This window comes from Streptomyces sp. NPDC096132 (assembly GCF_044763345.1).
Lineage (GTDB): Bacteria > Actinomycetota > Actinomycetes > Streptomycetales > Streptomycetaceae > Streptomyces.
Window position 1 is genome coordinate 197,491 of record NZ_JBIWGA010000012.1, and the last position, 18,183, is coordinate 215,673.

General features: G+C 72.0%; 14 protein-coding genes. 7 read left to right on the forward strand and 7 right to left on the reverse strand.

What is annotated here, in order from left to right:
- Positions 1 to 76 precede the first annotated feature (76 nt).
- Entirely contained in the window at positions 77 to 322 is a 246-nt protein-coding gene (locus tag ACIRF9_RS27720) for a zinc-ribbon domain-containing protein (RefSeq protein ID WP_403827760.1), read from the forward strand.
- Here the strand turns inward: ACIRF9_RS27720 and ACIRF9_RS27725 are convergent.
- Complete coding sequence (locus tag ACIRF9_RS27725; RefSeq protein WP_403827494.1) at positions 312 to 1,394, reverse strand: substrate-binding domain-containing protein; 1,083 nt, start codon at positions 1,392 to 1,394, stop codon at positions 312 to 314. The two genes, ACIRF9_RS27720 and ACIRF9_RS27725, sit on opposite strands and share 11 nt — an antisense overlap.
- A complete protein-coding gene (locus ACIRF9_RS27730; RefSeq protein WP_403827762.1) occupies positions 1,391 to 3,814 on the reverse strand; it encodes a SpoIIE family protein phosphatase in 2,424 nt (807 codons plus the stop codon). The genes ACIRF9_RS27725 and ACIRF9_RS27730 overlap by 4 nt, the downstream gene beginning before the upstream one ends.
- Positions 3,815 to 3,911: 97 nt before the next feature.
- Here ACIRF9_RS27730 and ACIRF9_RS27735 point away from each other — a divergent pair, with 97 nt between their 5' ends.
- From ACIRF9_RS27735 to ACIRF9_RS27745, 3 genes are read left to right on the forward strand one after another with little or no spacing between them, the layout of a single operon-like run.
- Positions 3,912 to 5,000, forward strand: coding sequence for a sugar ABC transporter substrate-binding protein (locus tag ACIRF9_RS27735; RefSeq protein ID WP_403827496.1), 1,089 nt, complete (start codon positions 3,912 to 3,914; stop codon positions 4,998 to 5,000).
- A gap of 56 nt (positions 5,001 to 5,056) precedes the next feature.
- On the forward strand, positions 5,057 to 5,830 hold the full coding sequence (locus ACIRF9_RS27740; RefSeq protein ID WP_403827498.1) for an ATP-binding cassette domain-containing protein: 774 nt from the start codon (positions 5,057 to 5,059) through the stop codon (positions 5,828 to 5,830).
- Between the two features lie 5 nt (positions 5,831 to 5,835).
- Positions 5,836 to 7,131, forward strand: a complete 1,296-nt coding sequence (locus ACIRF9_RS27745) for a sugar ABC transporter permease (RefSeq protein WP_403827500.1) — start codon at positions 5,836 to 5,838, stop codon at positions 7,129 to 7,131.
- Positions 7,132 to 7,140: 9 nt separating this feature from the next.
- Here ACIRF9_RS27745 and ACIRF9_RS27750 read toward each other — a convergent pair whose 3' ends face one another.
- Positions 7,141 to 7,491, reverse strand: a complete 351-nt coding sequence (locus ACIRF9_RS27750; RefSeq protein WP_403827502.1) for a hypothetical protein — start codon at positions 7,489 to 7,491, stop codon at positions 7,141 to 7,143.
- 90 nt (positions 7,492 to 7,581) lie between these two features.
- Between ACIRF9_RS27750 and ACIRF9_RS27755 the strand changes: the two genes are divergently transcribed.
- Entirely contained in the window at positions 7,582 to 9,126 is a 1,545-nt protein-coding gene (locus ACIRF9_RS27755) for a sigma-70 family RNA polymerase sigma factor (RefSeq protein WP_403827504.1), read from the forward strand.
- A gap of 19 nt (positions 9,127 to 9,145) precedes the next feature.
- On the opposite strand, the gene ACIRF9_RS27760 is transcribed toward ACIRF9_RS27755, so the two are convergent.
- The 3 genes from ACIRF9_RS27760 to ACIRF9_RS27770 form a co-directional block, all read right to left on the reverse strand.
- Positions 9,146 to 9,736: a TetR/AcrR family transcriptional regulator gene (locus tag ACIRF9_RS27760; RefSeq protein ID WP_403827506.1), complete on the reverse strand. Its 591-nt coding sequence runs from the start codon at positions 9,734 to 9,736 to the stop codon at positions 9,146 to 9,148.
- 56 nt (positions 9,737 to 9,792) lie between these two features.
- A complete protein-coding gene (gene icmF / locus ACIRF9_RS27765; protein ID WP_403827508.1) occupies positions 9,793 to 13,023 on the reverse strand; it encodes a fused isobutyryl-CoA mutase/GTPase IcmF in 3,231 nt (1,076 codons plus the stop codon).
- Between the two features lie 145 nt (positions 13,024 to 13,168).
- On the reverse strand, positions 13,169 to 14,407 hold the full coding sequence (locus tag ACIRF9_RS27770) for an MFS transporter (protein ID WP_403827764.1): 1,239 nt from the start codon (positions 14,405 to 14,407) through the stop codon (positions 13,169 to 13,171).
- Positions 14,408 to 14,597: 190 nt separating this feature from the next.
- Between ACIRF9_RS27770 and ACIRF9_RS27775 the strand changes: the two genes are divergently transcribed.
- Together ACIRF9_RS27775 and ACIRF9_RS27780 are read left to right on the forward strand one after the other, a co-directional pair.
- A complete protein-coding gene (locus ACIRF9_RS27775) occupies positions 14,598 to 15,482 on the forward strand; it encodes a TIGR03619 family F420-dependent LLM class oxidoreductase (RefSeq protein WP_403827510.1) in 885 nt (294 codons plus the stop codon).
- 134 nt (positions 15,483 to 15,616) lie between these two features.
- Positions 15,617 to 17,077 carry an MFS transporter gene (locus ACIRF9_RS27780; RefSeq protein WP_403827512.1) on the forward strand — a complete coding sequence of 487 codons (1,461 nt, stop codon included), beginning with the start codon at positions 15,617 to 15,619 and terminating at the stop codon, positions 17,075 to 17,077.
- A gap of 70 nt (positions 17,078 to 17,147) precedes the next feature.
- Here ACIRF9_RS27780 and ACIRF9_RS27785 read toward each other — a convergent pair whose 3' ends face one another.
- On the reverse strand, positions 17,148 to 18,089 hold the full coding sequence (locus ACIRF9_RS27785; RefSeq protein ID WP_403827514.1) for an SDR family NAD(P)-dependent oxidoreductase: 942 nt from the start codon (positions 18,087 to 18,089) through the stop codon (positions 17,148 to 17,150).
- Positions 18,090 to 18,183: the final 94 nt, after the last annotated feature.

Consider the following 18,183-nt stretch of genomic DNA (forward strand, 5'->3'; position numbering starts at 1 on the left):
CAGGTCATGAACCCGCCTGCCGCATGCAGGAGACTGTGCCGTGCAGTCGGGCACCGACCGAGAGGGAAAGAACGGCGTGATCATCTTCGGCACCAAGGGCTACCTGTACCAGCTGGCGATCGTGACCCTGGTGTGCGGCCGCTGCGGCAACCCCGCCGCGCACACGCTCAGGAAGCGCGTCACCAAGTTCACGCTGTTCTTCGTGCCGTTGTTCCCGGTCTCGACGAAGTACCTGACGCAGTGCACCTTTTGCGGCGCGGAACAGAAGGTGACCGCTCAGGAGGCGGAGCGGTTGCGGACCCAGGGGTCGGTCACCGGCTGAGCCCGGCCCTGTCGCAGGCAGCCCGCACCTCCCCGGCGCAGATCCGGTCGACGGTGTACACGCCGTCCCGGACGAGGGTCCGCTCGATGTCGGCGGCCGTCACCGAGTAGGGGGTGAGCAGGACGGCCGGGATGTCGCGGGTGGTGGGGCTGTCGATGGTCGTCGGCGCCTTGTCGCGGGGATCCTTGCCGCGTCCCAGGGCGACGGCCATGGCGGCGACCGCGGCGGCCTCCTTGCGGAACGGCTTGTACACCGTCATGTACTGCTCGCCCTTGACGATGCGCCGTACGGCGTCGAGGTCGGCGTCCTGGCCGGTGACGGGGGGCAGGGGGGCGACGCCGGCGCTCTTGAGGGCGGAGATGACGCCCGCGGCGATGTTGTCGTTGACCGCCAGGACGCCGTCGATCCCGTCCGGGCCGAGGGCCGCGATCGCGGCGGACATGTTGGCGTGGGCGACCTGGGTGCTCCAGTCCTGGGTGTCGTACGACCTGGCGATCCGCACCCGGTCCTTGATGACGGACAGCGTGCCCCGCCGGTACCACGCGGCGTTGGGGCTGGTCGGGTCGCCGTTCATCATCACGACCGACCCGCCGTCGGCCTGCTTCCCCATGCCCTGCAGGAGACCCTCGCCCTGGAGCCTGCCGACCTGCCCGCCGTCGAATCCGACGAAGCCGGAGATCGGCCCCTCGGCAAGCCGGTCGTAGGCGATCACGGGGACGCCCGCCTTGCGCGCCTCCTGGATGGAGGAGCGCATCGCACGGGTGTCGGCGGCGTCGAGGATGATGACACCCGCCCCCTTGGTGATCATGGAGATCATCTGCTGCCGCTGTCTGGTCGCGTCGTTCTCGGCGTTGGCGTACTCGAAGGAGCACGTGGGGCACAGCTTCTTCACCTGGGCCTGGATCAGGGGCCGGTCGGAGTGCTCCCAGCGGGGTACCGACCGGCTCGGCAGCAGCAGGCCGACGGTGAACCCGTCGGACTCCGTGCCGGCGTCGCCGCCGCACGCGGCCACGGGCAGCACGAGGAGCGCCGCGGCGCACGCGGCCATGACCGGCCGCCTGCGTGTCCTCATGGCAGACCACCCGCCTCCCTCTCGGGGACCGGTGCGAGGTCCGGTTCGTGGTCCGGTACGACGATCTCGCTCCACACCTGTTTGCCGCCCGCGACCGGGACCGAGCCGGAGGACTCCGACATCGCCTCGACCAGCATCAGCCCCCGGCCGCCGGTCGACTCCCAGTCCACGATCACCGGCTTGGCGGGTGCGCGGGGCGAGGAGTCGCTGACGCTGACCCGGACCCGGTCCCCGCGCAGCACCAGGTCGAGGCGGACCGGGCCCTGGGTGTGCACCAGGGCGTTGGTGACGAGTTCGGAGACGACCAGCAGCACCGCGTCGGCGGCTTCCGGGACCTTCCACCGGCGCAGGGTGCGGGCGGTGAAACGGCGGGCGTGCATGACGGCGTCGGGCAGCCGCCACACCATCCAGCCGGCCCGGATCGGCCGGGTGACCATGCCGTCGTAGCGCAGGAGCAGCAGCGCCACGTCGTCCTCGCGGCGGCCCGCGTCGCCGAGCAGTTCGTCGGCCATGCCTCCGGGATCCGCCGGGTCGGCCGCCGCGAGCGCGGTGCGGGTGCGGCGCATGCCCTCGTCGAGCGGCAGGTCGGCGGCCTCGACGAGGCCGTCGGTGACCAGGGCGAGGACGGTGCCGGGGGCCAGCGCGACGGAGGTCATGGGGAACTCCGCCTCCGCGAGGATGCCCAGCGGGGGCCCGCCCTCGACCTCGATCTCCTCGGTGCCGCCGTCGGGGTGGCGCACCAGCGGCGCGAGGTGCCCGGCGCGGACGAAGAGGGTGTTGCCCTCCTCCATGTCGAGTTCGGCGTAGCAGCAGGTCGCGAAGAGGTCGGTCTCCATGCCGACGAGGAGCCGGTTGGCGTGGGAGACGACGACGTCGGGCGGGTGGCCCTCCATGGCGTAGGCCCTGACGGCGGTCCGCATCTGGCCCATGATCGTGGCGGCTCCGGCGCTGTGGCCCTGCACGTCGCCGATGACGAGGGCGACGCGGTCCTCGGACAGGGCGATGACGTCGTACCAGTCGCCGCCCACCTGAAGTCCCCGCCGGGCGGGCAGATAGCGGGCGACGGCGATCCCGCCGGGCAGTTCGGGCAGCCGGCGGGGCAGCAGGCTGCGCTGGAGCATGGTGGCGAGTTCCTGCTCGGCGTCGTGTGCGTGGGCGCGCTGGAGGGCCTGTCCGACCAGGGCCGCGGTGGCGGTCAGCAGGGAGCGTTCCTCCGGGGCGAACGCGTGCGGCCGGTTCCAGCCGACCAGGCACACCCCGGCGACCCGGCCCTTGGCGGGCAGCGGAAGGACGGCGAGGCCGCCGGGGCCGATGCCCGCGAGACCGGGTTCCAGGGCGGTGCCGGCGGGCCACAGGTCCATGCGTCCGTCGCTCAGCGCGGCCTGCAGGGTGGGCAGGGCGCGGACCGGGGCGTCGGGCCACTCCGTACGCCACTCGGCACGCCACACGTCCGGCCAGGCGGTGGGCTGCGGCGGGTCCAGCACGGTGACCATCAACCGGTCCTCCTGGAGGGCGGCGAGGGCCACCCGGTCGGCACCCAGCGGCTCGCACAGGGCGGCGACCACCACCCGCCCGACGTCGCGGACGGTCACGGCGTCGTCGAGTGCGGCGGTCAGCCACTGGATCCGGGCGACGTCGTCGCCGCCGCGGCGCAGGACCGGGGTCGCCGTCACCACGCCCAGTACCTGTTCCAGCCGGTCGACGGTGGCCGGTTCGGCCCGGCAGCTCATGCTCAGCCAGCGCATCTCGCCCGTGGGGCCGCGGACCCGGAACTCCAGCTCGCGCCGGGCGGACGCCTGGGAGGACGGCTCCAGGACCGACATCAGGGCGTGCATGTCCTCCGGGAGGGCATGGGCGAGCAGGGTGTCCGCCTTGCCGTCGAAGTCCTCCGCCGAGATGCCGACCAGGTCGAGCAGCGTGTCGTCCACCTCGACCAGACCGGTGTCCGGGAACAGGACGAAGGTGCCGACGCGCAGACTGCGCAGCGCGGGATCCAGCAGCGACGAGGGCTCGGGCGGGCCCGTCACGGGCTGGAGCAGTCCAGCGACCGCGTCGGCGTAGCGTTCCAGGAAGCGGCGCTGTTCGAGTTCGAAGCCGTCCGCCGAGGCGCCCACCACGAGGAGACAGCCGAGCCGTCTGCCCTCCACGTCGAGGGGCAGCGCGCCGAGCGAGGGGTCCGCGGTCAGCCACAGCGGGCGGTCGGTGAGGAAGGCCCGCACCGCGGGTGAGTCACCGGACAGGGGAAGCCGCTCCGGCGGTCCCGGCTCGGAAGGGGTACCTCCCGCCGAGTCCACCAGCCGAAGCTCTTCGTTCCTGGCCCCGGGCGCGTAGACCGCTGCCTTTGTCGCTCCGGCCAAGGTCAGGGCCCGGTCGAGGCATGTCCGCAACGTACCTCCCGTCCCTGCCGCAGGTGCCGACAGGTTGAGAACGGGGCACCCACCCACCAGAATCGCATATACGAACCAACCGAACATACCTACCCATCATCATCATTGTCGTCTATGTCAGGTATCACCCATGAAGGCCTGCATACGGGACACGGCCGCCGCCGTGACCGCGGTCTCGGCGGCCGTCGCCCTGACGGCCTGCGGGACGGACGCCGGGAGCGACCCGGACGGGGAGCAGGCGCCGCGCATCGGCCTGCTGCTGCCGGACGCCACCACGGCCCGCTGGGAGGCGCAGGACCGGCCGCTGCTCGAGAAGAGGATCAGGGAGCTGTGCGACACCTGCGTGGTCGAGCACGCCAACGCCAGGGGCGAGGTGGCCATCCAGCAGGAGCAGATGGACTCGATGATCACCAAGGGCGTCGACGCCATCGTGCTGGTGGCCGTGGACGCGAAGTCGCTCGCCTCGTCGGTCTCGGAGGCCCGCGCGGCGGACATCCCCGTCATCGCCTACGACCGGCTCGCCGAGGGCCCGATCTCCGGCTATGTCTCCTTCGACGGCGTGGAGGTCGGCAGGCTGCAGGGCACGGCGCTGCTCCAGGCCATGGGCGAAAAAGTGGCGGACCCGCAGATCGTGATGATGAACGGCGACCCCGCCGACCCGAACGCGGCCTCGTTCAAGGAGGGCGCGCTGTCCGTGCTCCGCGGCAAGGTGAAGATCGGCAAGGAGTACGACACCCCCCAGTGGCGGGCGGAGACCGCGCACATGAACATGTCCGCCGCCATCGCGGCGCTCGGCGCCGACTCCATCCACGGGGTCTACTCGGCCAACGACGGCCTCGCCGCCGGGAGCATCGCGTCGCTCAAGGCGAACAAGGTCGATCCGCTGCCGCCGGTCACCGGTCAGGACGCCGAACTGGGCGCGCTGCGGCGCATCCTCGCCGGCGACCAGTACATGACCGTGTTCAAGCCCTTCGGTCCGGAGGCCTCGGCGGGCGGTGCGATGGCCGTGGCCGCGGCCCGCAAGGAGGGCCTCGACCGGGTGGCCACGGGTGAGGTGACGAACCGGAGCGGCGGGAAGATCCCGGCCGTCCTGCTCAAGCCGGTGTCCGTGACCGCCGACAACATCGAGAGCACCGTGGTGAAGGACGGGCTGCACACGGCCCAGCAGATCTGCACCCCCCAGCTCCGGTCCGCCTGCGAGGAGGCAGGGCTGACCTGACGGGCCGGTTCCGCGGACTTCGGCCCCGGCCGGGTCCAGGGAAGGAGTTGGTTGCCGTGCCGGATCCCCCCTTGCTGGCGCTGCGCGGGGTGTGCAAGCGCTACGGCGTCGTCGACGTCCTCACGGACATCGAGCTGGAGATCCACTCCGGCCAGGTCGTCGCCCTCCTCGGGGACAACGGAGCCGGCAAGTCCACCCTGGTCAAGGTGATCTCCGGGGTCTCGCCCGCGGAGCGGGGCGTCATCGAGTGGGAGGGCCGGACGGTCCACATCAGACGCCCGCACGACGCGCGGGACCTCGGCATCGCCACCGTCTACCAGGACCTCGCCCTGTGCGGGAACCTCGACGTCGTCGGGAACCTGTTCCTCGGGCGGGAGATCCGCCGGTACGGCTTCCTCGACGAGATGGAGATGGAGCGCCGCACGCAGCTCCTGCTGGAGCGGCTGACCAGCCGGGTCCCCGATCTGCGTCTTCCGGTGGCCTCGCTGTCGAGCGGCCAGCGCCAGACGGTCGCCATCGCCCGCTCGCTCCTGGGCGAGCCGCGGGTGCTGCTCCTGGACGAACCGACGGCGGCCCTGGGGTTCGAACAGACCTCCGAGATCCTGGACCTCATCGACCGGTTGCGCGACCGGGGCCTGGGCGTCCTGCTGATCAGCCACAGCATGGGGGACGTGAAGGCCCTCGCGGACCGGGCCGCGGTGCTGCGGCTCGGCCGCAACAACGGCTTCTTCGACGTGAACACGGCCTCCCAGGAACAGATCATCTCGTCCATCACCGGCGCCACGGAGAACGTGCCGCGCCGGTCGGCCCACCGGGAGACGGGGTGGTGAAGGACATGCGCAAGCTGGCGGACGGCGCCCCGGACGAGCGGACCGCGTCCGGCGGCGGCGAGCCCCGTCCGGCGCGGCGCGAGCGGCTCGCCTCCCGGGCCGTGGACGGGGGGATCCGTGCCGTGCGCGGAGCGGGCTCGCTGCTGCGCCGCAAGGTGAGGGCGGGCGAACTGGGCTCGCTGCCGGTCGTCCTCGTCCTCGCCGTCGTCTGGATCACCTTCCAGTCCCTCAACGACAACTTCCTCTCCCCGCGCAACCTGTCGAATCTGAGCGTGGACATCGTGGGGACGGGCCTGATCGCGGTCGGGATCGTCTTCGTGCTGCTGCTCGGCGAACTCGATCTGTCCGTGGGTTCGATCAGCGGTCTCGCGGCGGCCGTCTTCGCGGTGCTGAACGTGAACAATGGTGTGCCGGAGTGGCTCGCCCTCGTCGTCGGGGTGCTCACCGGCACCGTGGCGGGCACCGTCCAGGGTTTCTCCATCGCCAGAACCCGGGTGCCGGCGTTCGTGGTCACGCTCGCGGGGCTGCTCACCTGGAACGGGCTCATGATCGCCGTCCTCGGCGACAGCGGCACCATCAACCTCGACGAGGACGGCCTCGTCGCCAAGCTGACCAGCTACTACTTCACCCAGGACGCCGTCGCCTACAGCCTGGCCGCGGCGGCCACCGGCATGGTGTTCCTCGCGGCCGACCGGGACAGACGGCGCCGCCGGGCCGTCGGCATGCCGCACCGCTCGCTGCCGACCGTGGCGACGCGGACCGCGGTCACGGCGGTGGTCGCGTTCGGCGTCGCGTACCTGCTCAACCGCTTCCAGGGGCTGCCTCTCGCCCTGCTGATCTTCCTCGTGGTGGTGGCCGGTCTCGACATCCTGCTCCGCCGGACCCACTACGGACGGCAGGTGTACGCCCTCGGCGGCAGCATCGAGGCGGCCCGCCGCGCCAGCCTCAGCGTGCTCCGGGTGCAGACCGCGGTGCTCGCCGTGTCCGGCACCATGGCCGCCGTCGGCGGCCTGTTCCTGGCCTCCCGCATCACGTCGGTGAGCCAGAGCTCGGGCGGGGGCGTCCTGCTGGTGAACGCCATCGCGGCGGCCGTCATCGGGGGCACCAGCCTGTTCGGCGGGCGCGGTACGACGTGGTCGGCGGTACTCGGCATGCTGGTCATCCAGTCGATCGCCTCGGGCATGGCGATCACGGACACTCCCCCGGCCGTCCAGTCCGTGATCACGGGCGGGGTGCTGTTCGCTGCGGTGGTCATCGACGCGCTGTCGCGGCACTCGCAGGAGTCGCACGGGCGGGCGTGACGGGCGGCGTCAGCCGGTCGCCGCGGTGGCCGGCTCCGGCTCGGCGCGGCCCGGCGGGTCAGCCCACGGGCAGGCCCGTCTCCGGGTCGGTGATGCCCGCGCGTGCGGCCCGTTGAGCTGGTCGATGGTGTCGCGCACCTCGGCGAGCAGCAGCTCGGGGGGCAGCCGGCTGTCCGGCTCGGCGAACTTCCAGTCGGCCATCTCGAAGGCGGAGGCCCTGGCGCCCTCCGGGAACTCGGTGGCGACCCAGCCGGTGCGCAGCTTCTCCGCGAACTTCTCCAGGGTGACCAGGCCCCAGCAGTCGACGAGCCCGTCCGCGTAGATGAACAGGTCGGGGCCGGCCGGCGTGATCTGCGCCACATCCGGCAACCACCGCAACTTTCGTTGAAAGTTTTGTCATCTAGGCTGACAAACCTTCCGCCCCTCAGCAGGCAACCGGAGCGTTCCTCCATGTCCGACAGGCCCACCACTGTCCCCGCACAGTCCTCCGCGACCGCCGCGTACGCCCGGATCTACGAGGAACAGCAGCCGCGTCTCGTCGCGTACGCCCGCTCGCTCACCAGGAACGCCTGGACCGCCGAGGACCTCGTCGCCGAGGCGCACTTCCGGGTGTGGCGGCGGCTGGCCGAGGGGCACGAGATCGACAACGTGCCGGCGTACCTCAGGACGACGGTGCGGCATCTCGCGATCGCCTCCGGGACCGCGGTGCGCGAGACGCCGCAGGATCCGCAGGCCGACGAGCGGGCCGAGCCGGGCGCGCGCGACGGCGACCCGGCCGAGCAGGTCTCCCAGGTCGACCTGGTGGTGCGGGTGCTGGGCCAGTTGCCCGAGCGCTGGGTCAAGGCGCTGTGGCTGGCCGAGGCGGAGGGGCAGCCGCTGGCGGCGATCGGGCCGCAACTCGGGACCAAGGAGGGTGCGACGGCCGTGCTGCTGCACCGCGCCCGGGAGGGCATGCGGCAGGCCTTCCTGCGCACGCAGACCGGTGCCCCGGACGACCCCGCGTGCCAGGTCCACTGGGCCCGGATGCCCGCGTACGTCCGGGGCGCCGCGTCCGCGCGCCAGGGCGAACGGCTGCTCGGTCACGTGGACGGCTGCGACGACTGCCGCGCGCGGCTCGCCGCGTTGATGCGGGCCAACGACCGGCTGCCCGCGCTCGTCGCTCCGGCGCTGCTCGTGTTCGCCGTCGGCGGCACGGGCAAGTTCCTTCTGGCCTTCACCGCGGGGTCCGCCGGTGCGGCGACCGCGGTCGGCGCGGCGGCCGGGCACGGTGCCGGGCTGCTGCACGGGGTGCGCCATGCCGCGGTGGGCGGCTCGAAGCCGGCGGCGGTGGCGGCCGGCGCGCTCGTGGCGGGCGCCGTCGTGGTCTGCCTCGTCCTCGCCCCGGCCGAGTCCGCTCCGATACCGGCACAGCGCACACCGGTCGCCGACGCGCCCGTGCGCCAGGTGCCCGTGGCGGAGACGCCGGTGGCGCCTCCCGCGGGGACCGCCGCGCCGGCGGAGGCCGCCGAGGACCGGGTGACCTCCGCGCAGGCGGCCGACGTCAGGGACGCGGACGCCCCGCGGACGGACGACTCGACCACGTCCACGGATGCGTCACGGCCGTCCACCGGCGAGGAGACAACCACGACTTCGGGCGGGAAGACCGCCGAGGAGCCCAAGGCCGACGAGCCCTCACCCACCGAAACCGCCCCGAAGGGGGAACAGCCCTCACCGCCTGCCGACGAGGGCGAGCAGGAGTCCCCGAAGCCCTCGTCCCCGGCCCCCGAGACGCCGGAGCCCGAGGCTCCGCACACGTCGGATCCCGGGACCGGCACCGAGGAGCCCGGCGGGGACACCGACCCGGGCTCCGACTCGGGCTCCGGGGAGGCCGGACCGGAGTGCGGCACCGGCGGCGGGGACAGCGGCGGGAACGAGGAGCACGGAAGGGACCGGGGAGACGGGGGACACCACCACCGGGGCCCCCGCTCCGGGCACGGAACCGCGAGCGACGACTGACGCCGGAGGCCCTCCGGCGTCAGGAAGGGCGACGGAGGGCCTCCTCGATCACCGGTTCGAGCTGTCGCGCGACCTGGTCGAGGGGCAGCACGCTGCGCTTCGCACGGCACATGGCGGTGGCGCCCTCGACGGCCGCCACCACGAGGGCCGCGAGCTCCGGGGCCTGCTCGGGGCCGACGCCATGGTGACGCAGGGAGTCGGCGAGGAGCCGCTCCCAGCCCTCGAACGCCTCCGCGGCGGCGAGGAGGGCGGGCGGCGTCTCCTCGGTCGCCGAATCCTCGACGGAGACGGCCAGCACGGGGCAGCCGGCGCGGAAGTCGCTCTCGACGACGATGCCGCGCCACAACCCCAGGAAGGCGCGGAGCCCGGCGACCGGCCCCGCGTCCAGCTCCTTGCGCAGGATGCGGGCGACCGCTCCGCCCGCGTGCCGCACCGCCTCGGTCGCCAACTGCTGCTTGCCCTCGGGGAAGTAGTGGTACGTCGAGCCGAGCGGCGCCTTGGCGTGCTTGGCCACCTCCCGGATGCTCGCGGCGTTCAGCCCGCGCCTGCTGATCAGGTCGGCGGCACCGGCCACGATGCGCTCGCGCGACGGCGCGCTGGACTTGGCCAAGATCGTGCTCCCCTCTGGCCTATAACACCCGTCATAGTCTAGCGCGACGCGCCTGGTCAGACGTTACGGCGGTACTGGCCCCCGACCTCGAAGAAGGCGTCGGTGATCTGCTGGAGGGAGCAGACCCGGGCGGCGTCCATGAGGACGGCGAAGACGTTGCGGTCGTTCACCGCGGCGTCCTTGAGCGCGGCCAGCGCCGCGTGCGCCTCGTCGCGGTGGCCGGCCTGGTAGTCCCGTACGCGTTCCAGCTGGGAGTGCTTCTCCCCCTCGGTGGCGCGGGCCAGCTCGATGGCGCCGGGCTCGGTGGTGTCGGCGTGGGGGTTGCGGAAGGTGTTGACCCCGATGATGGGCAGGGTGCCGTCGTGCTTGCGCTGCTCGTAGAGCATCGACTCGTCCTGGATACGGCCACGCTGGTAGCCGGTCTCCATGGCGCCGAGCACGCCGCCGCGCTCGTTGATGCGCTCGAACTCCCGCAGGACCGCCTCTTCGACGAGGTCGGTGAGCTCGTCGATGACGAAGGAGCCCTGCAGGGGGTTCTCGTTCATCGCCAGGCCCCACTCCCGGTTGATGATCAGCTGAATGGCCAGGGCCCGGCGTACGGACTCCTCGGTGGGGGTGGTGACGGCCTCGTCGTAGGCGTTGGTGTGCAGGCTGTTGCAGTTGTCGTAGATCGCGATAAGGGCCTGGAGGGTGGTGCGGATGTCGTTGAAGTCCATCTCCTGCGCGTGCAGGGAGCGTCCGGAGGTCTGGACGTGGTACTTCAGCTTCTGCGAGCGCTCGCCCGCGCCGTACTTCTCCTTCATCGCGACGGCCCAGATCCGGCGGGCGACCCGGCCGAGGACGGAGTACTCGGGGTCCATGCCGTTGGAGAAGAAGAACGACAGGTTCGGGGCGAAGTCGTCGATGTGCATGCCGCGCGCGAGGTACGCCTCGACGTAGGTGAAGCCGTTGGCGAGGGTGAAGGCGAGCTGGCTGATGGGGTTCGCGCCCGCCTCGGCGATGTGGTAGCCGGAGATGGACACCGAGTAGAAGTTGCGGACCTTGTGGGCGATGAACCACTCCTGGATGTCGGCCATCATCCGCAAGCTGAACTCGGTGGAGAACAGGCAGGTGTTCTGGCCCTGGTCCTCCTTGAGGATGTCGGCCTGCACCGTGCCGCGCACGTTCGCCAGGGCCCTGGCCCGCAGTTCGGCCGCCTCGTCCGGGGAGGGGTCGCGTCCCTCGGCGGCGCGGAAGGCGTCCAGTTGCTGGTCGACCGCGGTGTTGAGGAAGAACGCCAGGATCGTCGGGGCGGGGCCGTTGATCGTCATGGAGACCGAGGTCGTGGGCGCGACCAGGTCGAAGCCGTCGTAGAGCGCCTTCATGTCGTCGAGGGTGGCCACCGAGACACCGGAGGTGCCGACCTTGCCGTAGATGTCGGGGCGTTCGTCGGGGTCACGGCCGTAGAGGGTGACGGAGTCGAAGGCGGTGGACAGGCGGGTGGCCGGCTGGCCCTCGGAGAGCAGCTTGAAGCGCCGGTTGGTGCGGAACGGATCGCCCTCGCCGGCGAACATCCGCGCCGGGTCCTCCCCGTCGCGTTTGAAGGGGAACACCCCGGCCGTGAACGGGAAGGAGCCGGGCAGGTTCTCGCCGCGCCAGAACCGCACCAGTTCCCCGTGGTCGGTGAACCGGGGCAGGGCGACGCGGGGGACCTTGTTCCCGGAGAGGGTCTCGCGGGTCAGCCGGGTGCGGATCTCCTTGTCCCGGACCTTCACCACCTGCTCGTCGCCTGAGTAGGAGGCGACGACGGCGGGCCAGTCGCGGATCTGCTCGGTGACGTGGTGCGGGAGGTCCCGGCGGGCGTCGTCGAGCAGCGCCTCCACGTTGGCGAAGTCGGCCTCGGCCGCGACGAGTTCGCCCTTCACGGCGTCGAGTCGCTGGACCCGCCTCGCCGCCTCGGCCAGCCGGCCGGTCTCGGTGTGGTAGGCACGCACGCTGTCGGTGATCTCGGCGAGATAGCGCACCCGGTCCGCGGGGACCACCTGCCGGATCCCGGAGGAGTGGCGTACGTCGACCGGCGCCAGCGCGCCCTGGGCCAGGGGCAGCCCCTGCTCGCCCAGGGCGGTCCTGAGGTGCTGGTACAGGGCGGTGACGCCGTCGTCGTTGAACGTGGCCGCCGAGGTGCCGTAGACCGGCATGTCCTCCGGCCGCATACCGAACGCCTCGCGGTTGCGGACCAGCTGACGGCCCACGTCACGCAGCGCGTCCTTGGCGCCGCGCCGCTCGAACTTGTTGATCGCCACGACGTCGGCGAAGTCGAGCATGTCGATCTTCTCCAGCTGCGAGGCGGCGCCGAACTCCGGCGTCATCACGTACATCGAGGTGTCGACGAACGGCACGATCGCCGCGTCGCCCTGCCCGATGCCCGGGGTCTCCACGATCACCAGGTCGAACCCGGCCGCCTTCACGACGTCGATCACGTCCGGCAGCTGCTCGGGCAGCTCACGGCTGCCACGGGTGGCCAGGCTCCGGAAGAACACCCGGTTGCCGTCCAGGGAGTTCATCCGGATCCGGTCGCCGAGCAGCGCGCCACCGCCCCGGCGGCGGGTCGGGTCGACCGCGATCACCGCGATCCGCAGCTTGTCCTGCTGGTCGACGCGGAACCGGCGCACCAGTTCGTCGGTCAGGGACGACTTCCCCGAGCCGCCGGTGCCGGTGATGCCGAGCACCGGCGCGGTCCTGGCAGCCGCCGTGACCCGCATCTTCTCCAGGAAGTCCGCCGGCAGCCTGCCCAGTTCCGCGCCGGTGACGGCGCGGGCGATCGCGAACCGTTCGCCCGCGAGGACGGCGGCCGCGTCGGCCGGCCTGCCGTCCCACAGGTCGAAGTCGCAGTCCTTCACGACCGAGTTGACCATCCCGGCCAGGCCCATCCGCTGGCCGTCCTCCGGGGAGAAGATCGTCACCCCGCTCGCACGCAGCCGGGCGATCTCCTCGGGCACGATGACTCCGCCCCCGCCGCCCACCACCCGGACGTGGTCCGCGCCCTGCCGGCGCAGCGAGTCGACCAGGTACTCGAAATACTCGACGTGCCCGCCCTGGTACGACGAGACGGCGACGCCGTGGGCGTCCTCCTCGAGCGCCGCGTCCACGACCTCCTGAACCGAACGGTTGTGGCCCAGGTGGATCACTTCCGCGCCCTGCGACTGGAAGATCCGGCGCATGATGTTGATCGAGGCGTCGTGCCCGTCGAACAGCGCCGAAGCGGTGATCAGACGGATGGGGTGCACGGGACGGTGCACTTCGCTCATGGGGGCCTTCCCGGAGAGGTCAGGGGTACGCCGACCCCGAGATACTAGGACGTCCTAGTAATTTACCGCAGGCGCGGGCCGTGTGACCCATCTCGCATCGCGGACGGATCCAGGCGGTCGCGGAGACGGTCGCGTCGCACGGACCTCAGCTTGTGGACGCCCGGTCCTGGACCGGACCGAGGCCGGTGGTGGCGGGCTCCGGCCGGGCCGATCGGCGTGCGGCGATCGTCATCACGGCGAGGCCGGTCAGGACGATGGCGGCGCCGACGTAGAGCGGGGCGGTGTAGCCGAGGCCGGCGCTGATGGCGAAGCCGCCGAGCCAGGCGCCCAGGGCGTTGCCGATGTTGGAGGCGGACACGTTGGCACTGGCGGCGAGCGGGACGCCGTGAGCGTGGTCGGTGACACGTGTGATCATGCCGGGGACACCGGCGAATCCGAAGAGTCCCGTCAGGAAGACCAGGATCACCGACGCGGTGGGGCTGGCCGCCAGCAGCCCGAACGCGGTGAGGGTGACGGTGAGACCGGCCAGGGAGGCGATCAGTGTCAGGTCGCGGTTGCGGTCGGCTGCTCGTCCGCCGGCCATGTTGCCGACCACGAGGCCGGTGCCGTACACGACGAGCAGCCAGGCGACATCGGTGCTGGTGAAGCCGGTGACCCGGGTGAAGGTGTAGGCCAGATAGCTGAACGCGCCGAACATCCCGCCGTAGCCGAGCGCGGTGGCGGCGAGCGTCAGCCAGACCTGCCCCGAGCGGAAGGCTCGCAGCTGGGCACGCAGCCCGTCCGCGCGGCCCGTGTCCGGGCCCGTGTCCTCGGCGGAGGGCGGCCGGTTCACGTCACCGGCCCAGCGCGGCACCAGTACGGCGATGGCGACCGCGGCGACGACGCCCATACCGGTGATCGCCCAGAACGTGGCACGCCAGCCCCACCGTTCGCCGACCAGGGCGCCGAACGGCACGCCGAGCACGTTGGCGACCGTCAGCCCGGCGAACATCACGGCCACCGCCCTGGACGCCCGCTCGGGGGCGACCATGCGCCGGGCGACGAGCGAGCCGATGCCGAAGAACGAGCCGTGACACAACGCCGCGACCACGCGTCCGAGCAGCATCAGCGGATAGTTCGGTGCGACGGCGGACAGGAGGTTGCCCACGACGAACAGCACCACCAACCCGGTGAGGACCGTCTTGCGGTGCAGGCGGGCGGTGGCGGCCGTCACCACGATCGCACCGACCGCGACCGTCAGGGCGTACCCGGAGATCAACCACCCCGCCGCGGCTTCGGACACCGCCAGGCTCCGCCCCACCTGCGGAAGCAGCCCCGCGATCACGAACTCGGTCAGCCCGATCCCGAAGCTGCCGAGGGCGAGTGCGACGAGCCCGGCGGGCATCTGCCGTGTACTGCCGATCGGTTGGATGCTCATCGCACCATCATCACGGCCCGCGAACCTCCCGGGAGCATCGGCCCGACGAGGTGCGTCCCGGACGGGATGAAAGAGGGGCGGTGCGGTAGTTGGGTGTGGCGACAGGGCGGTCGGTGATCGTCGTGTCGCCACCGGACCGCCGGCGAAAGGCCCCTTCATGCCCCAAATCCGCCTCGGTGTCTCCCTCCAGCCGCGTTGGCCGCTCGACGACGGAGCCGCCGCGCTCCGCGCCGCACGGCACGCCGAAGAACTGGGCTTCGATCACGTCGCCGTCGGCAACCGCCTCCTGGACAGCGGCTTCGGCCTCGACACCGACCCCCTGGTGCTGCTGTCGGCCGTCGCGGGTGCGACGACGCGTCTACGGCTGCTGACCTCCGTACTCGTCGCGCCGTACTACCCGGCGCTGGTGCTCGCCAACCAGGCGGCCACGCTGGACGTCGTGTCCGGCGGCCGTCTGATCCTGGGCGTGGGCACCGGGTGGAACCCGGACGAGTTCGACGCCGTCGGCGTGTCCGCCCGTGAGCGTGGCGCCCGCACCGACGACCATCTCGCGGCGGCCAGGGCCCTGTGGACCCGGCGTCCGGCGGACTTCGACGGGCCGTTCACGACACTGCGCGCCGCGCGCCTGGGCGTGCCTCCGCTCACCGACGGCGGTCCGCCCGTGTTGGTCGGCGGGCACAGTGACGCGGCGCTGCGCCGCGTGCTGCGGTTCGGTGACGGCTGGTACGGCACCGGCGCCGACGCCTCCGAGGTCGCGGACGTCCGGCACCGCCTGCGTGATCTCGCCGGCGCGGAGGACACCGACCGCCTGACGCTCGCCTCGGCCGCGTTCCTCACTCCGCCCGGTGTCCCCGCGGCGGTTCCGCCACCGGGCCGGCCGCTCGGCGGCGCCGCGCCCAGCGCGGAGAGCGTGGCCGACGACCTCGGGCGGCTCGCCGAGGCAGGGCTCACCGTCTGCACGCTGTGGCTGCCCGTCGCGGCCGACCACGTCGGAGAGGCGATGGAGTGGGTCGCGACCCAGGTCGCACCGCGACTCGCCTGATGCGCACCGGTGCCGCGTCGAATTTCTGTGCACCTCATTGATTGTACCGACCGTTGGGTCTATCTTTCCGGCTGTCGCACCGCCGGACCGGAGCCGCTCGCTCCCCAGCTCCGCTCACCCACGGAAGGCCGCCGATGTCACCGACCCAGACCGCCGCCCCGCAGGCCCAAGAGAGATCCCTGTCCACCACGCGCCATGCGCTGATCGTGATCGCGCTCCTGTGGACCGTCCAACTGGTCGCGCTCGTGGCCGCGTTGTCCGGTATCTCGCAGGCCGAGGTGGCGATCCACTTCCGGACCACGGAGATCGCGTGGTTCACCCTGATGACCCTGCTCACCGGGACGTTCTTCCTGCCGTTCGCCGTCAAGGCCGCCGCCCTCCACGGCAAGAAGCGCGTCCTGCTCGTCGCCACCGGGCTCGGCTTCGTCGGCGACCTGGTCGCCGCCCTGGCCACCGACTACCGCACGCTGCTCATCGGACGCGGCATCGCCGGCGTCTACGCGGCCACCGCACCGCTCGCCTACGCGATCACCCGTGACATCCTGCCGCGCCGCCGGGTCGGACTCGCCACCGGGATCATGGCGGGCGGTGTCGGTCTCGTCGCCTTCGGCGGGCCCTTCCTGTCCGGCTGGCTGCTGGACCACCACGGCTTCCGCGGCGTGCTGTGGTTCATGGCCATCAGCACCGCCGCCAGCTTCGTCCTGGTGAGCGTCTTCGTGCCCGAGAGCCCGGTGCGCGAGGGCGGCGGCCGGATGGACTGGATCGGCGGTCTCCTCCTCGGCGGTGGGGTCACGGCGATCGTCTACGCCGTCGGGCAGGGGTCGCACTGGGGCTGGGACAGCGGGAAGTTCGCCGCCTACGTCGCGGGAGCGCTCCTCACGCTGGTCGCCTTCGTCCTCGTGGAGCGCAGGGTCGCCGAACCGCTGTTCCCGTCGGCCATGACACGGCGCCGTCCGGTGTGGTCGGTGCTGCTGGCCACCTCGGTGGCGGCCGGCTCGCTCAGCGCGGTCGGCGTGGTGATCCAGCTGCTGGTGCTGATGCCGGCCATCCCGGCCGTCTCCGAGGGCCTCGGCTGGTCCGGGACCCACAACGCCCTCGTCACGAGCCCGATCAGCGCCATGATCGTCGTGGCGGCCGTCGGCACCGGCTGGCTCGCCCGCCGGGTGGACGCCCGGATCCTGCTGGGCACCGGCTCCGCCCTCACGGTCCTCGGCTACGGCATCGGCACCCAACTGCACCACGGCGCCGCCGACATCGTCGAGATGGGCCTGATCGCGGGCCTGGGCACGGGCATGGTCGTCGCCATCGTCCCCATCATGATCATCGAGGTGGTCACCCCCGAGGAGCAGGCTCTGGCCAACGGTGCCCAGACCCTGGGTCAGGGCGTCGCCCAGATCATCGTCTCCCAGCTGGCCTTCGTCGTGATGGCCCAGCACGGCGCGATCCTCAAGGGCACGCAGTTCTACCTCGACGAGGGCTTCACCAACGGGCTCTGGCTGGTCGTCGGATGCTGCGCCCTGGGGACGCTCCTCGTCCTGCTGATCCCCCGCGGCAAGCGCCTCGACGAGGCAGGGGTGGTCGGCCGGGCGGCCTGACACAGGGGAACGGCACGAGGGCCGGGCGGTTCGCCCGGCCCTCGTGCCGTCCGTGTCGTCCCGCGCGGGTCTACGAGTCCGCGGAACCGGCGATCGGCGCGAACTGGTGCTTCAGGAAGGCGCCGGACCACGCCATCAGGTCGGACGGGACGTAGTAGCCCTTCTCGTCGTTGATGGTGTCCCAGTGCGCGGCGACGTCCTCGACGGTGGCGGGGCCGGCCTCGTGGGCGTACCCCTCGGTCGAGGCGATGAACAGGCGGGCGAAACGGCCGGCTCCGGCGGTGTAGATCTCGCCGTTCACCGGACAGTCCTCGTGGGCGAGGAAGGCGACCATCGGCGCGACCGCGTCCGACGGCATGTACGGCTGACCGGAGACCGGCTCCGTGGGCTCCTCCTCGGGACCCCCGCCCATCCGGGTCATCGCCGCCGGCGCGATCAGGTTGACCTTGATGCCGTGGGGTTCGCCGGCCAGCTTCGCGCTGCGGGCCAGCCCGACCGTGCCCGCCTTCGCCGCCGCGTACGACAGGTTGTTGTCGAGGCCGAACATCCCGCTGGAGGTGGTCAGCACGACCCGGCCGTAGCGCTGCTCGACGAAGTGCGGCCAGGCGGCGCGCAGCGTGTTGAACGAGCCGAGGAGGTGGACGGCGAGGTGGCGTTCGAGGTTGTCGGCGTCGACCTCGGGGAGGCCGGCCCACCGGATGATGCCGGCGTTGTTGACCAGGATGTCGATGCGGCCGAAGTGCTCGATCGCGGTGTCGACGATCGCCCGGCCGCCGGCGGGCGTGGAGACGTCGTGGGTGTCGGCGACGGCCTCGCCACCCGCCGCGACGATCTCCTCGACGACCTTCTGCGCGGGACCGGCGTCCCAGCCGTCGCCGTCCATCGATCCACCGAGGTCGTTGACGACGACCTTCGCGCCGCGTTCCGCCAGCAGGCGGGCATGGGCCCGGCCGATTCCCCGGCCCGCGCCGGTGACGACCGCCACGCGTCCTTCGAAGCTGAACTCGTTCATGGGTGACTCCTGTTGTCCTGCGATTGCGGATGCGGTCACGGATGCAGTTGCGGAGGGAGATGCGGATACGAACGCCGGCCCCGCCCGTGGAGGC

Excerpts from the sequence above, each read along its gene's own strand:
- ACIRF9_RS27725 (WP_403827494.1), bottom strand. The coding sequence starts at position 1,394 with ATGAGGACACGCAGGCGGCCGGTCATGGCCGCGTGCGCCGCGGCGCTC.
- ACIRF9_RS27735 (WP_403827496.1), top strand. The coding sequence starts at position 3,912 with ATGAAGGCCTGCATACGGGACACGGCCGCCGCCGTGACCGCGGTCTCG.
- ACIRF9_RS27745 (WP_403827500.1), top strand. The coding sequence starts at position 5,836 with ATGCGCAAGCTGGCGGACGGCGCCCCGGACGAGCGGACCGCGTCCGGC.
- ACIRF9_RS27755 (WP_403827504.1), top strand. The coding sequence starts at position 7,582 with ATGTCCGACAGGCCCACCACTGTCCCCGCACAGTCCTCCGCGACCGCC.
- icmF (WP_403827508.1), bottom strand. The coding sequence starts at position 13,023 with ATGAGCGAAGTGCACCGTCCCGTGCACCCCATCCGTCTGATCACCGCT.
- ACIRF9_RS27770 (WP_403827764.1), bottom strand. The coding sequence starts at position 14,407 with ATGCCCGCCGGGCTCGTCGCACTCGCCCTCGGCAGCTTCGGGATCGGG.
- ACIRF9_RS27775 (WP_403827510.1), top strand. The coding sequence starts at position 14,598 with ATGCCCCAAATCCGCCTCGGTGTCTCCCTCCAGCCGCGTTGGCCGCTC.
- ACIRF9_RS27780 (WP_403827512.1), top strand. The coding sequence starts at position 15,617 with ATGTCACCGACCCAGACCGCCGCCCCGCAGGCCCAAGAGAGATCCCTG.
- ACIRF9_RS27785 (WP_403827514.1), bottom strand. The coding sequence starts at position 18,089 with ATGAACGAGTTCAGCTTCGAAGGACGCGTGGCGGTCGTCACCGGCGCG.